We start from the raw sequence: 13,646 nt of genomic DNA, 5'->3' as shown, positions 1-13,646 counted from the left end.
GCTGCAATATAAAAGATTTTACCGGTAGGACACTATAAGTCTTTCGATATACCTTCCAGTGATTCTTCACGTTCTTTTTTTGTCAGGCGACTGAGCACATCGGCCGTATCGCCAATATCCACGATTTTACCTAATCTCATCAGGGCAGCCCGGTCACATACTTCGGCAACAAAGTCCATATCATGGGAGACAATTACAAATGTTTCGCCCATGGTCTCCCTGGCATGCAGAATTGACCTGGATACTTCGATTTTTGTAATAGGGTCCATGGTACCAGTAGGTTCGTCAAATACCAGTATCCTTGGTTCCTTCATCAGTACGGCCGCCATTGCCACTCTGTGCCGCTCCCCTTCACTGAGCTCATCAGGCATCTTTTGAAGGATGCTCAGGGCCTTATGTTCCGAGAATCCTGTCGTGGTAAGAGTATAAATGGCTTTACGCTCACCAAGTTCATGCGGGAGTTCAAGGCCAATGGATTCGGTCAGGTTATCTATGACATTCCTGTGAGGATACAAACTGTATTCCTGGTGCAGTACACCGATATATTTGGTAGCCCGTCCTTTGCCATGGACACCCATTATTCTCATGTCCACCCACTCATCTCCGACCCGGATATCTATTTCACCCTCGGTGGGCTGTAAATTACCTGTGATAATTTTGGATGTTGTGGTCTTTCCGGCCCCGCTCACGCCGATTATCCCGAATATCTCTCCCTCGCGCACTTCAAAATCAATGCCATCCACTGCATTGACCACACCGCGGTCAAGAGAGAAATATTTCATTCTCAGGTTCTTGGCTTTTATAACAGGTTCGCCAATATTTATTTCACGTTTCTCTATTTCACCGGCCTGTTCCATGAATTTGGCACTAACGGTCTTCGGGTCCCCTTCTGCTATGATCTTACCATCTTCCAGCCAGATCGCTTTATGTGAGAGTTCCTCGATTACCCTGGGCCAGTGCGATGTGATGATCAGTGACATTTTGTATTCTTTTACCGCATTCATGATCCCTTCGTGAACAAGTTCTGCGGTTTTGGGGTCAAGAGTCCCTGTGGGTTCATCTGCAATGAGCATCATGGGGTCTTTGACAAGCTGTCTTGCCAGCACCACCCTCTGCTTTTCTCCACCGCTGAGTTCACGGGCTATGTGCATCATTCTATGGGACATGTTCACCTGGTCAAGCAGGTCAGCAGCTTTATGGATCGCGTTGGGGCCTTTCTCCCCTATTTCGGTAAGGGCGTTCATCACGTTCACAATGACCCGTTCATCACCGTACAGGGCAAAAGTCCGCTGAAGCATAATGGCAATACGCCTGGAAATAGCTTTTCTTGCCGGGTCATGGATGGGAAGAGAAACAAAGTCAGCAGTTAATTCTGTCATGTTACCGCTGCACTTTCGGCATGGAGTGCCTACCCTGCTTGGTGGTTCTATGAGGCCGCATTTTTTACACTGGGCTACATGATATATTACCTGGCCTGATATCCGTTCATATTCTTCCACACCCCTTAGCACATGCATGAGTATTGACTTGCCAGCACCGCTTCTGCCCAGAATTCCCACCGCTTCTCCTTCATCAATTGTAAGGTTTATGTTCTTCAACACATCCACGTCATCAAAACCCACTGACAGGTCCTTTATTTCGATAAATATTGGCGTTAGTCTCTCCTCCTTGAATTATTCTCTTGTTTGTATTGATGTTATAGCAAATAAATGATGTGCGCTTCATATGCACAACCGCAACCCAACGACGACTCGTACTCGCATGCTACCGCAAAGTTTCCTGGATTGACCTGAACGTTTTACGATTTGATTATATTGACGCATGAGATACATAAATATAACGATAATACATTACATTGTCAATTTTATCAATGAAATTATAATTACTGCACATAGTGATTATTTTTCCTGGCCCAGATGTTTTTCGATCTTCTTTTTCAGCAGGCTGCTGGCAACCTCACCATCAACGATGCCCCGCAGTTCTTTCATGACCTCACCCATTAACGGTCCTACGGCGCCCATACCGCGCTCCTTCACAAAGTCCAGTTTCCGGATCACGATATTCTCGATAAGATGTTCAATATCTTCTAATCGCTTCTTTCCTAAACCCAATTCCCTGGCAGCATCTTCAGCAGTCATTTCTGGGTGTTCTATTATCTGAGACAATATTTCCGGTACAACTTCTTTAGCAGCTCCTCCCGACACTATCAGCCTGAATACGTCTTCAAAATGTTGAGGCTCTAATCTGTCTATGTTCAAACCCTCTCGCCTGAGTTCCGGCAGCGTGCTCATCAATGTTGTGGCAACAAGCATGGGATTTATCCCCGCTACTTTTGAAAGGACTTCCTCAAACAACGTAAAGTGAGCAGAGTATGCCATCCTGCCTGCCAGTTCTTCATTGAGCCCCCATTCTTCCATATACCTGGCCTTGCGCTGGGGAAGCAGTTCCGGCAGTTCGACAGCATCGAGCATTTCCGCAGTCACAACCACTGGAGGGATGTCGGTCTCCGGATACATTCTCGCAGCACCTGGCAGGGGTCGCATGTAAGCCGAGTTACCGTCAGGTAATGACCGCCGGGTCTCTTCCGGCACTGAATTGAGTGCCATACGTGCCCGTTCTGTGGCCAATTGCATGGCCCCGGTTGCACGCGTTTCCAGGTCTGCCACCAGGATGACAGCATCCCCTTCGCCAGCATCTACTGCCTGTCGCAGGGCTTCCACCTCCTGTTCGGTTATACCGTATGCAGGCAGTTCATCGGTATGGAATATCCCTCCAACACCTGATTTTTTGGCATAGTCGGATAATTCAGTTCCTAACCTGCGCCCCGGCTGGACCTGGCGGCCAACCAAACCTGCAAAACCTGGCAACTTCGCTGCCAGCACCACCCCTTTTTTCAGTGCATTTTTTATGACCTTGGACTGGCTCTGGATGAACAGGTCAGTGACATCAACAGTATCCCCGGGGACAGAAGCGTTCCGGGAGCGTAGCTCATCCATGATATCCAGCAGGTTCACCTGCCGCTCAACTTCCTGCTCCACAATGGTCTCGATAAGGTCCAGGGCCTGCACACCTTTGATCTCCACCCGTGCGCCCCGGGCAATAGAAATGTTCACATCCTGCCTGATAGTACCCAATCCCCGCTTGACACTCCCTGTTGAGCGCAGCAGCATACCGATACGTTCGGCTGTCTCCCTGGCATGGGCCGGTGATCTGATATCCGGCTCTGTCCCGATCTCCACAAGCGGGATACCGAGCCGGTCAAGTGAATACTTAACAGTATCACCTTTATCCTCCAATTTCCGGGCGGCTTCTTCTTCCAGGCACAGTACACCTACCCCGACATTACCCTGGCTTGTTTCAATATATCCGCTGGTAGAAGCCAGCGCAGTCCGCTGGAATCCTGAAGTGTTGGAACCGTCTATCACAATCTTGCGCATGGTATGTATCTCATCGAACACGCGCATGTTCAGGAGTTTTGCTATTTGAAGAGTGATGCCAAGCGCCTCCCGGTTCAATTCCCCGGGTGGTTCCTCATCATTCTCCACCAGGCAGGTCGTGTCATAGGCTTTATACACGAACCGTTTTGTCAGCATCGCTTCTTCGGCTGCGGCCCGGTCCACCTCGCCCATCTCGCTGCGGGTAGGGCGTAAATACCTGAAAAATTCAAAATTGGAATCTTCATTGTCACGTAACGTAGTCGGACAACCGCAGAACAGTTTTTCCTTCGTGTCAAGCTGCTGGTGTATCTCCAGGCCTGCTATCAGGCCCAGTTTACTATAATCGTACTTACGACTCATGAAAATCTCGTCCTCTTGTTGGGAGGTAATATTGCATAAGACTATTGTTCATTTAATGGCTTCCTTACGGTAGGGAATGAAATAACTTCATCAAAATATATAAGTGTATTAAACTCATTATTAAAAGTATAATATAAAATTACGTACCCTTCGGTCACAGTTAATATATAAATTGTTACTCAATAAACAACTAGAAATGATCTCTGTCTTACATTCGGGAGGATGACATGGTATGTCAGGAAATAACAAAAAACCAATACCTTATTTATGGTTGGATGAAAAAGCAGGCCATCCTGTAATGATGGGGGAACCCAGCACAATACTCTTTACTGAATCATTTGCATCTTTCAGGCATACTGTCCAGAAATATCTGGGGTCAGGTTCCGGTGCAATTTTGAGGGAAGTGGGATACGAGATGGGCAAGCAATATGCCAGACTCACCTACAAACATTTTCCTGAACTGAGGGAACTGGATGTAGAAACCCAGATGTCAGAACTGAGTTCAATAATCCTGAGAAATACCGGATGGGGAAATATAGATTTTACCAATATCGACTTCGAGAACCATTCAGTATCTTTTAAATTGTGCAATCATCCCTCATCCCTCATGCAAAGAAAAGAAGATGAGGTATCATGCCATATGGAAGGAGGGCTGGTCAGCGGTATAATCGAAGTTATCCTTGGTGAAAAGCAAACTGCCGTTGATTTTTCCTGTGAACATGAAAGTAACTGTTGCTTCATCGGAATAAAAAGTTTAAAAGATTAGGAGGAGAGTATGTATGAATTCAGAAGTCCTGGATACACGAGGTGATATTTGTCCGGTACCGCTGCTCAAGACCATCAAAAAGGTCGGTGCAATGCATAGCGGTGATACTCTAAAGGTCATCAGTGACCATCCGCCGGCAAGACGGTCCATTCCCATGGAACTGAGGAAACGCGGGATTGGATTTACCGTTGACGAAAAGGGTGTGGAGTTTGAAATTACTATAATTGTTCCATAGCTGCTGTTGATGAATTATGCGCTATCTTCCGCCCTGGGTCACCGGTCTGCTTCTTGCTGTACTGAACACACTTCTGTTTGTATATTTCAACAGGCCATGGGGCATCGGCGGCGCGGAAATGAAACTGGTTGCCGCAGTTGAAAATCGTGTCATACCCTCCCATGTTTCATCGAACCTGCATTTCCAGACATTTACTCCCGAGGTCAACTGGTTCGTTATGTTTATCATCGGAATAGTGATAGGCGCATTCATATCAGCGAACCTGGGACGTGATTTTAAGGTCAGGGTGCCGCAAGAGCGGAAATGGCTCGCATATACGTTTATGGGCGGCATGCTCATGGGGCTGGGTGAGCGCATAGGCAACGGGTGTAACGTGGGTCATATTCTGTCCGGCGTACCCCAGTTTTCGATTGCCAGCCTCGTGGGAGGAGTGTTCATTGTTGTGGGTGCGTATGCTGGTTCAAAAATAATTGTGAGGCTGGTCTGATGAATTCGCTACTGGTCGGATTATTGTTCGGGATTGCCTTCGGAGCAGTGCTCCAGCGGGGCAGGTTCTGCATGGCATCGGCAGCAAGGGACCTCTTTATGACAAAGGATACCTATCTTGCAAAGGGTGTTATATATGCAATACTTTTCACATCCATTGGTTTTTTTACGGTTGAATCGCTCGGGCTCATAGAATTCCAGGTAAAACCGTTAGGACTTCATAATGTGATTGGCGGATTGCTTTTCGGTGTGGGTATGGTGCTGGCAGGCGGGTGCGCATCGGGCGTGCTGTTCAGGGCAGGAGAAGGATATGTGACCGCATTCACTGCAATCCTGGGAGTACTGACCGGCATGGCCGTATATGCGGAATTGCACCAGTACCTGCTAAAAAATGTTATTGGACCCACAACCGTGGGGAAGATAACCCTGTATGGCTGGCTTGGCATAAGTCCGTGGGTACTTATCGTCGCCATGGTCGTTGTGGTCGTGGGAATGAAATACCGTAAAAAATCCGGTAAATCCGATAGACCCGATGACCCCGGCAAATTCGAGGAATCTGAACAATCCGCGTGAAAAATCTGGAAAATCAGATAAATTATATGGATCCCATGAACTCTATTGAACAATCACGCGTACCTGCGGTTTACAGTCGATGAATACGGATTCGACAGGCAACCTTTTGGCAAGTTCTCGCATGGCAGGGTTCTCGGTTGCGTAATGGGTGGCATCTATCAATGAGATGTCCTTTGAATAGGGAATTACATCATGGCGCAGTTCACCTGACACAAAGGCATCGGCCCCGGCATCAATTGCCATCTCAATATATTCCTTTCGCAAACCGCTACCACCCAATACCATTACACGTTCAACTGGATGGTCGCCCGCATATTGGACATGGGTATCCAGCCGCTGTGCGGTCAACCTGGCCAGTTCTTCAGTAGTTGTGGGAGCGACATCCCCTACACGGCCCATATCAACAGTTCTGGTATGGTGCAACCCCAGCAGTCCCGCCAGTACGTCATTGACCCCGCCCTGTGCCCGGTCGTAGTTGGTATGCATCACATAGATGGATATCTCGTTGTCCAGTGCTATCTTCAGGGTATCTGCCAGGGTCTTCGAAAGCCGGTTCACGGGTTCGTAGATGGGAGTGTGGTGAGCTATCAGCAGGTCTGCTCCACACCGGGCGGCCTCAAGCAGCACATGGTTGGTGACATCCAATGAGGTCGCAATTTTATTCACCTCATTGTCGCGGTCCAGGACCAGTCCTATCCTGCCGATATCGTATTCATCAGCCAGTTCAGGTGGGGCAATGTTTTCAAGGAATTTGATGGCCTGTTTTAGGTTCATAGTATCATTCTCTTGTATTCAATACAGGAAGGCATAATACTTTACGATTTTTTCAGTCTACTCATGTGTTACGTGCATAAGGTATGCGAAACATATATATTGAATAACTTGATATATGTAAGATTGACATTACATATGTGTTATAATTGAGAATAATATAATAAGGTGATAAGAAATGAGACGAAAATTGATGATATTGTTCGTTATAGCAGCTCTGGTGGGTGCCACAGGCATCGCCAGTGCAAGAATGGGCGGACAGGGCGGGTACTACGCCCAGCAGAATGGTGATAATGACTGGGCCAACCAGATGTACCAGTGGATGGGCCAGCATATGGGACGCTGGGGCGGACACATGATGGGGTACGGCCAGTATGCAGATAGTGATGCCGTATTAGTGACCCAGGAAGAAGCTGTCCAGCTCATCGAGGACGCTGTGGATGGTACGTTAACTTCTGAAATGTACCAGATGGGACGCTGGTTTGTAGCTTCCTATGAGGACGATGACGGAGTAACAAAACAGGCACGTGTTGACATGTTTACGGGTGAAGTATATGATGACTTCTATGCATATATGTCTGAAAATGCTGACTTCAACAATGGTCGTGGAGGTTTCAGAGGTGCAGGTAATGGTGCCGGTTGCGCGATGTGGGGCTAATCCCCGCATCCCATCCAAACAGTTACATCAGATTAATGACCATAGATTTCTATTATAACCAAAAGGAGTCGAATTTATGGCGAATGGAATGATGGGAACTGGTAGCGGTTTCATGGGAGGATTTGGGATATACGGCCTGATCATTGATGTGATACTTATCCTCATAGTTGTTGCGGTGGTCATTGTGCTGTTGAATAAGTCTAATTACATGGCCGGCGGCAGTGAACAGCTTACCAGGATGGAAAAGGACCTGGAAGACGTGAAAAAGACCGTTGAAGAGATTAAGAACAAACTGGACGAGATCTGATAATCTATGGAAGCACCCACTATGCAAAAGATAGTGGATATCGGTGAGGCCATACGCCATCCCTTAAGGCTCAAGATAATCTATCTGCTATCCCAGCGGGAATGGTACATCTATGAACTGGCCAAGGAACTGAATGTAAGCAGGCAGGTCCTCTATCTTCACTTGAAACGACTTGAGAAATCAGGATTTGTTGAGGGTGACCTGCGGCTGGAAGATGACGATATGAGGGCAAAGAACTTTTACCGGCTCAAGGATTTCAGGATAGAACTGGGTCTTGATGACCTGGAAACGATATTCTGAACATTTTTCACTCTATTATACTCGAGTTTTTAACTCAATCATCTTAGTGTGCAACCAATACCTGAGAGCAGGTCGTTGACCTTACTGTGAACGCTACCGGCATCCAGGTCACCCATGATGGTCACTCTGAATGTCACACTTATGCTATCACTGTCAAGTCCGTCATAGATATCGATGATATCCACCGACACCACGCCATCCAGCTGAGATACCAGGTCCCTGATAATATCCGGACTGGCACCGTGGGGAACGATCACCGATACGTCCCTTGAATTGTGCTTCAGGTTCTGTTTTTTCCACTCAAGAAGTTCGTCCCTGTGCAGCAGGCGCGTATTCTCTATCTTCAGTATAATTTCCCTGCCGCTGCGCTCGATGACCACGGTCAGTGGCGTTACCTTCCTGACAATACCCAGGTGGGTCACTCCTGAATACTGGTGCCTAAGCCCCCGCTCTGTACCGATGGAATGTATCAGCTCCTGGAACTCTGATATCTTTGCATTGATGAGCTTGTCCGAGCGTCCCAGTGCGGCCTGCGTGTCGCCAAAATGAACTGCTGCATGCTTCATGGCATCTACAAATTCCTGGATGTCACCTCTTTTGACCTGGTCTGACATCTCCCTGCATACTTTCATGTATGCATCATGCACGACCTCGACCTCGGGATTCATCTGTATCATGGCATACAGGTACGGGTTCTGGGCCAGTATCCTGCCCACGAAATCAACCATGATCTCATACACCGGGCTCATGAACCGGCGCGAACGGGACACATCAAAGTCCAGTTCTGCCATGGCGCAGCCTATGGATATGTAGGCAAAATGAGTAAGACCCTGCACCACGGCCATCATACGGTCATGTTCCCGTGCCGAGGTTACCTCTATGTGGGCACCCTGTTCCTCGTATAAGGTACGGATTACCGGCATCCACTTCTCACTGCGTCCCTCGACCGGTACAAGTATGACTATCTGGCCCTGCAGGTCGGGGATAGTGGGGCCGAACATCGGGTGTGTACCCAGTATCTCTACCCCATGGGAAGTGTATTGCAACATAGCGTTTACAGGTATCGTCTTGATAGAGGTGATATCCATTAACAGGCTTCCAGCTTTCATTTTTGGCCCAATATCAGCTATCACCTGTTCGGTGAGGTCAATGGGAACCGATATCATAACCACGTCTGAGAGGGCGATCTCACTGTCCAGGTCATCGGCAAAGGGTACTCCCAGGATCTTTGCAATATCATGCCGTGCATTTGCTCCCCAGACAGTTACATCCCAGCCATGCTTTTTATAGAATCTGGTGAACCACTGGCCGGTATCGCCTGTACCGCCTATTATGAGTATCTTCATGCTCATGCCTCTCATGTTACTGTTTTCCAAGCACGTCCCGAACGGCCCGCTCCATGATATCCGCCGGGGGCTCTATGCCGGTCCATATCCTGAAACTCTCAGCGCCCTGGAGAACCAGCATTTTGATACCGTCAACGGTGATAGCTTTGGCTTTTTTAGCTTCTTTCAACAACCTGGTCTCGAGCGGGCTGTACACCAGGTCGAATACCACATGTCCGGCATGCATCATATCTCCTGTGACAAGGGTCTGGTCTGTGTCGGGGTGCATTCCTACCGATGTGGTGTTGATGATGATATGTGATTGTTCCACCAGCCCTGGCAGGTCTTCCAGACCGGTACCTTCAGCCCGTCCCACCGAACTGACATTTTCTGCCAGCTCCACCGCCCTCTTCGCTGTCCTGTTGGCGATGGTTACCCGGGCGCCGTGCGAGGCGAGCTGGTACGCCACAGCCCTGGCAGCTCCTCCTGCACCCAGGATCAGCACAATACTATGGGGGATTACAATTCCTGCAGATTTCAAGGCATTCAATGCACCTATCCCGTCAGTATTGTGACCCACCAGACCGTTTCCCCTGAATTCGATAGTATTCACTGCACCCACAGCCTCTGCCAGGGGGTCGGGCTCAACCAGCCTGAGGGCTCTTTCCTTCAGGGGTATGGTCAGGTTCAACCCGCCAAAACCCATGGCCTTTGCACCATGGATCGCGTCTTTGAGGTCATCTTTCGTGACCCTGAACTTGTGATACTCGCAGTCCATGCCCAGTGCCGCAAAGGCAGCATTGTGCATGACCGGGGACAGGCTGTGCCCTACAGGGTCGCCAAATACTGCATATAAGGTTTTCATGATAGTAACTCCAGCATATGTTTCAATTCATCTATCTTAAGCTGTCCCGGTGCCACTGCTTCATCCACGGCACCATAGGTAAGCACCGAGCCATAGAGCGGCGCCACCACCCTGGTATGTGCACCCTGCCGGCCCATCGCAATGGTGCATACCGGAAAACCGGCCTGGTGTGTCACTTCCAGCAGGCGCAGGGTATCGTCTGTCCCGGCAGGGGTCACTGCCAGTTTGGCAATGTCCGCTCCGGCTTCCTTTTCCTGTACCAGTATGGACAACATGGCATCAGATGATGGTGTTGTCCTGAAATCATGGGATGAGATAATAAGTGTTTTACCGGCAGACTTCACGGTATCGCCCACTTTGCTTCGCAAAGGGGCGGAGAGTTCGATATCTACCGCATCTGCCCTTGATATGGTTGAGAGAAGCAGGTCTATCCTGCCAGCTTCACTACCGCTCCACTGCCCGCCTTCTTTGGTACACCGGTTGGTGGCAATGATGGGTAGGCCCACCTGGACCTTCATGTCGTCCAGTAAGGCTGTCGCCTCATCAGCGTCCCTGATACCGAGCAGGTCAAGCCTGACCTCAAGTATGCTGGCGCCCAGTACTCTGGCCCGCTTTGCCGTATTGAGGGCATCGCTGCCAATGGCAGCCACTATACCCGGCCCCTTTCCCAGGTCAACGTTTCCTATCCAAACCATGTCAATCTGCAGTATTATTTCTCGATAATGGTCTCATCTACCTTCATGCCGAAATGCCGGGCAGTGTCCTCAAAATATGCCAGCACTTCATCGCCTTCTTTGAGTACGGCGACAGATATGGGTTTGCCGTCCTTGCCGACCAGTTTGATGGTCTCGGCATTCTGGAGTATGGTCTTGATGGTTGCATCGCCTACTTTTGCTTCCACCAGTACCATGGGCCGCTTCTCGATCTTGATGCGTCCGACAATGGCAGGCCGCTGCTCGCCTTTTGAATTGACGACAAGCACTTCATCACCGGCACCCAGTTCAGAGAGGTACTGGGTCTTTTCGCCTATCTTGACATAGGCATGTACCGCGCCAGCGTTCACGCGGAATGGCCTGGCTGCCACGTAGGGGCTGTCCTCTGATTCCGAATGTACCAGGAACAGGCCGTTGGACTGGCTGCCTACCAGCATGCCCTCGCCCACGCTCATCAGTGAGCAGGTATCCACGCATACCCTGTCCCCCATACCTACCTGCTTGACCCTGGTAATGATGGCGGTGTTCAATTTCGTTTCTTCAAGTCCTGTCTTTTCAACAGCCTTGACGACCCTCTTGATCTCTGATACATCATCGGTATCCAGCAGCACGCCCTCTGAGCCGTGTTCCATGGTTTCGAGCGTGAGCCTGGTCTCCTCTGCATTCCTGACCCCTGCAATGATATCCACATCCATTTCCTGGAGACCTGCAATGAGGTTCTCGAGCGGGATGACCTTCCAGTCCGTGCCTACCACGATGACATAATCGCACACCCTGCCCAGCTCGGCAGCGAACTCTTCATACTTTTTGTTCTTGATGACCACGTACCCGGCTGTCTTTTTCCCTTTGTCCTTGAGCTGGAGGGCCTGGTTGATATCCCTGCTCCCTGAAAAATCACTGGGCAGCGGATTTGTACCGTCACCTTCGCTGTGTTTGCCTACCACAAAGACATCAGCTTTGCTTTTGCCATCCCTGACAAAGGCTGCCACTTTGATGGTGCCCAGTTCCCGTACCTTGGCAGTATCATCCTCGTTGACCAGTACGAAATCGGCTCCTGATTCAAGACCGGTGGTGATGCGGAGTTTGCGTTCGTCCCAATCCCCGGCATCTGCTTTTATCCATAAACTCTTCTTCTTCACTTCAGTTCCTCCAGAGCATCCTCTACACTGGCATTCTTATGCACAATTTTTGTAATAGCCCTGGTCATCTTTGTTGGGTCGGGATGTTGAAATACATTTCTGCCTATGGCTACGCCACGACCGCCTGCATCGATACAGCCGCGTATCATTTCCAGGAACTCTGCATCGGTCTCGGTCTTTGGACCGCCTGCCATGACCACGGGCACGGGACATCCCAGTACGACATCCCTGAAGGTGTCGGGGTCGCCGGTGTAGTTGGTCTTGACGACATCGGCGCCCAGTTCGGCTCCGGCGCGGGCTGCATGTGCCACGAGTTCAGGGTCGTTCGAGTTGGATATGTCCTTGCCACGGGGGTACATCATCGCCAGCAGGGGCATTCCCCAGAAGTCGCAGTTCTCTGATATCATGCCCATCTGTTCCAGCTGGTCACTTTCGGTTTCGCTGCCTATATTGATGTGGATGCTGACCGCATCGGCACCCAGTTTGATGGCCTCTTCCACGGAACAGACGAGGACCTTTTCATTGGGGTCTGGACCCAGTGCCGTTGACGCGCTGATGTGTATGATAAGCCCCACATCGCTGCCGTACCCGCGGTGCCCGTGTTTTGACATGCCTTTCTGGAGCAGGACCGCATCGGCGCCGCCCTCGGCCACTTTGTTGACCATCTTTGGCAGGTCCACCAGTCCTTTGACCGGGCCTACTGATATGCCGTGGTCCATGGGTATTATTACCATGTTCCTGCTCTGTCTGTCCATTATCCGTTCTATGCGTATGCTTTTTCCAATTTCTGACATAGTGTTCACCTTACTGTGTTAATGTGTGACACACTGACACGATTGGATGGTATATATAGGTGCCGATTTTGTGGTGGGGAGTAGGTGATGAAAGATGTTTTACTGGGGGATATTTTTCGGGCACCGCAAAGGGCGCAAAGATTGGGATATTATGTCATCTTGAAGTCGAGAATAAAGGATTTCTTTTGAAAGAAAAATACTTTCATTCCATTCCTGCCTTTAATGTTTATAATAAACCAGCATCTGCAATTTCTATGTCAAAGAAGGTAAGACACGACAGGCATACGGTATCTTTACTCACTGACCATATGGTGTTTTCACCTAAATATAGGGGCAAGGTGCTGGTAGGGGATGTTGCAATGGTAGCGGAGGCGATTATACGTAAGACCTGCAAAGAACTGGGTATCGAGATTATTGATATATCGGTTTGTAGCGATCATGTTCATCTTTTTATCCAGTATCCACCAAAATATTCCGTAAGTTTTATTGCCAAGCGGTTGAAAGGGAGAAGCAGCAGGATATTGCGGCAGGAATTTCCTGAACTTAAAGAGTGGTGTGATAAAAGTCTCTGGGCACCAAGTTGCTATCATGGAAGTGTTGGACATGGATGGGAAGTTGTTGAGAAATATATCGCCGGACAAGATAAGAAATCAAAGGGCTAAGGCTTATTACAGGCCTTGTGACTTAAGTCCGGGGTATAGTGACTGCGGGATGGATGAACTGCGCATCTTTTTGGTTTAAAATCATAGACATAGCTAAATAGAAAACTCTATAAACGAGTTAACAATTGAAATTATAAATTTCTGTGAGATGATTCAAATGAAGAAATTGTTGATAATTTGTATTCTGATTGTTAGTATGATTTTTCTTTCTGGTTGTATAAATGAAAAACCAGAAAGTGTATTGGAGAAGGAAGT

General features: G+C 48.9%; 16 protein-coding genes. 8 read left to right on the top strand and 8 right to left on the bottom strand.

Annotated elements, in window-relative coordinates; genetic code table 11:
- Positions 1 to 32: 32 nt before the first annotated feature.
- Both atwA and gatE read right to left on the bottom strand, forming a co-directional pair.
- Positions 33 to 1,628, bottom strand: coding sequence for a methyl coenzyme M reductase system, component A2 (atwA, locus tag K0A89_09480; protein MBW6518716.1), 1,596 nt, complete (start codon positions 1,626 to 1,628; stop codon positions 33 to 35).
- Positions 1,629 to 1,898: 270 nt separating this feature from the next.
- Positions 1,899 to 3,797: a Glu-tRNA(Gln) amidotransferase subunit GatE gene (gene gatE, locus K0A89_09475; GenBank protein MBW6518715.1), complete on the bottom strand. Its 1,899-nt coding sequence runs from the start codon at positions 3,795 to 3,797 to the stop codon at positions 1,899 to 1,901.
- 232 nt (positions 3,798 to 4,029) lie between these two features.
- Here gatE and K0A89_09470 point away from each other — a divergent pair, with 232 nt between their 5' ends.
- The 4 genes from K0A89_09470 to K0A89_09455 are packed head-to-tail and all read left to right on the top strand — an operon-like array spanning position 4,030 to position 5,857.
- Positions 4,030 to 4,563, top strand: coding sequence for a hypothetical protein (locus K0A89_09470; protein ID MBW6518714.1), 534 nt, complete (start codon positions 4,030 to 4,032; stop codon positions 4,561 to 4,563).
- 13 nt (positions 4,564 to 4,576) lie between these two features.
- Positions 4,577 to 4,798 carry a sulfurtransferase TusA family protein gene (locus K0A89_09465; protein MBW6518713.1) on the top strand — a complete coding sequence of 74 codons (222 nt, stop codon included), beginning with the start codon at positions 4,577 to 4,579 and terminating at the stop codon, positions 4,796 to 4,798.
- A 16-nt stretch (positions 4,799 to 4,814) separates the two neighbouring features.
- Positions 4,815 to 5,285, top strand: coding sequence for a YeeE/YedE family protein (locus K0A89_09460; GenBank protein ID MBW6518712.1), 471 nt, complete (start codon positions 4,815 to 4,817; stop codon positions 5,283 to 5,285).
- Positions 5,285 to 5,857, top strand: coding sequence for a YeeE/YedE family protein (locus tag K0A89_09455; protein MBW6518711.1), 573 nt, complete (start codon positions 5,285 to 5,287; stop codon positions 5,855 to 5,857). Before K0A89_09460 ends, K0A89_09455 begins: the two co-directional genes overlap by 1 nt.
- A gap of 42 nt (positions 5,858 to 5,899) precedes the next feature.
- On the opposite strand, the gene K0A89_09450 is transcribed toward K0A89_09455, so the two are convergent.
- A complete protein-coding gene (locus K0A89_09450) occupies positions 5,900 to 6,631 on the bottom strand; it encodes a Nif3-like dinuclear metal center hexameric protein (GenBank protein MBW6518710.1) in 732 nt (243 codons plus the stop codon).
- Between the two features lie 175 nt (positions 6,632 to 6,806).
- Here K0A89_09450 and K0A89_09445 point away from each other — a divergent pair, with 175 nt between their 5' ends.
- The 3 genes from K0A89_09445 (at position 6,807) to K0A89_09435 (ending at position 7,893) form a co-directional block, all read left to right on the top strand.
- The gene (locus K0A89_09445; protein ID MBW6518709.1) at positions 6,807 to 7,286 is read left to right on the top strand and encodes a PepSY domain-containing protein; all 480 of its coding nucleotides are present in this window, start codon (positions 6,807 to 6,809) and stop codon (positions 7,284 to 7,286) included.
- Between the two features lie 88 nt (positions 7,287 to 7,374).
- On the top strand, positions 7,375 to 7,593 hold the full coding sequence (locus tag K0A89_09440; protein MBW6518708.1) for a hypothetical protein: 219 nt from the start codon (positions 7,375 to 7,377) through the stop codon (positions 7,591 to 7,593).
- A 6-nt stretch (positions 7,594 to 7,599) separates the two neighbouring features.
- Positions 7,600 to 7,893, top strand: coding sequence for a transcriptional regulator (locus tag K0A89_09435; protein ID MBW6518707.1), 294 nt, complete (start codon positions 7,600 to 7,602; stop codon positions 7,891 to 7,893).
- A gap of 38 nt (positions 7,894 to 7,931) precedes the next feature.
- On the opposite strand, the gene K0A89_09430 is transcribed toward K0A89_09435, so the two are convergent.
- The 5 genes from K0A89_09430 to K0A89_09410 are packed head-to-tail and all read right to left on the bottom strand — an operon-like array spanning position 7,932 to position 12,729.
- A complete protein-coding gene (locus K0A89_09430; protein ID MBW6518706.1) occupies positions 7,932 to 9,239 on the bottom strand; it encodes a prephenate dehydrogenase in 1,308 nt (435 codons plus the stop codon).
- Positions 9,240 to 9,255: 16 nt separating this feature from the next.
- On the bottom strand, positions 9,256 to 10,083 hold the full coding sequence (gene aroE / locus K0A89_09425; protein MBW6518705.1) for a shikimate dehydrogenase: 828 nt from the start codon (positions 10,081 to 10,083) through the stop codon (positions 9,256 to 9,258).
- Positions 10,080 to 10,778, bottom strand: coding sequence for a type I 3-dehydroquinate dehydratase (gene aroD / locus K0A89_09420; protein ID MBW6518704.1), 699 nt, complete (start codon positions 10,776 to 10,778; stop codon positions 10,080 to 10,082). Before aroD ends, aroE begins: the two co-directional genes overlap by 4 nt.
- A 14-nt stretch (positions 10,779 to 10,792) precedes the next feature.
- Complete coding sequence (locus tag K0A89_09415; GenBank protein ID MBW6518703.1) at positions 10,793 to 11,935, bottom strand: 3-dehydroquinate synthase II; 1,143 nt, start codon at positions 11,933 to 11,935, stop codon at positions 10,793 to 10,795.
- On the bottom strand, positions 11,932 to 12,729 hold the full coding sequence (locus tag K0A89_09410; protein ID MBW6518702.1) for a 2-amino-3,7-dideoxy-D-threo-hept-6-ulosonate synthase: 798 nt from the start codon (positions 12,727 to 12,729) through the stop codon (positions 11,932 to 11,934). The genes K0A89_09415 and K0A89_09410 overlap by 4 nt, the downstream gene beginning before the upstream one ends.
- A gap of 254 nt (positions 12,730 to 12,983) precedes the next feature.
- On the opposite strand from K0A89_09410, the gene tnpA reads away from it, so the two are divergent.
- Positions 12,984 to 13,391: an IS200/IS605 family transposase gene (gene tnpA / locus K0A89_09405; GenBank protein ID MBW6518701.1), complete on the top strand. Its 408-nt coding sequence runs from the start codon at positions 12,984 to 12,986 to the stop codon at positions 13,389 to 13,391.
- The last annotated feature ends 255 nt before the right edge of the window (positions 13,392 to 13,646 follow it).

The organism is ANME-2 cluster archaeon, assembly GCA_019429385.1.
Classification (GTDB): domain Archaea; phylum Halobacteriota; class Methanosarcinia; order Methanosarcinales; family Methanocomedenaceae; genus Methanocomedens_B.
This window is presented reverse-complemented; position numbering and strand designations above follow the sequence as displayed.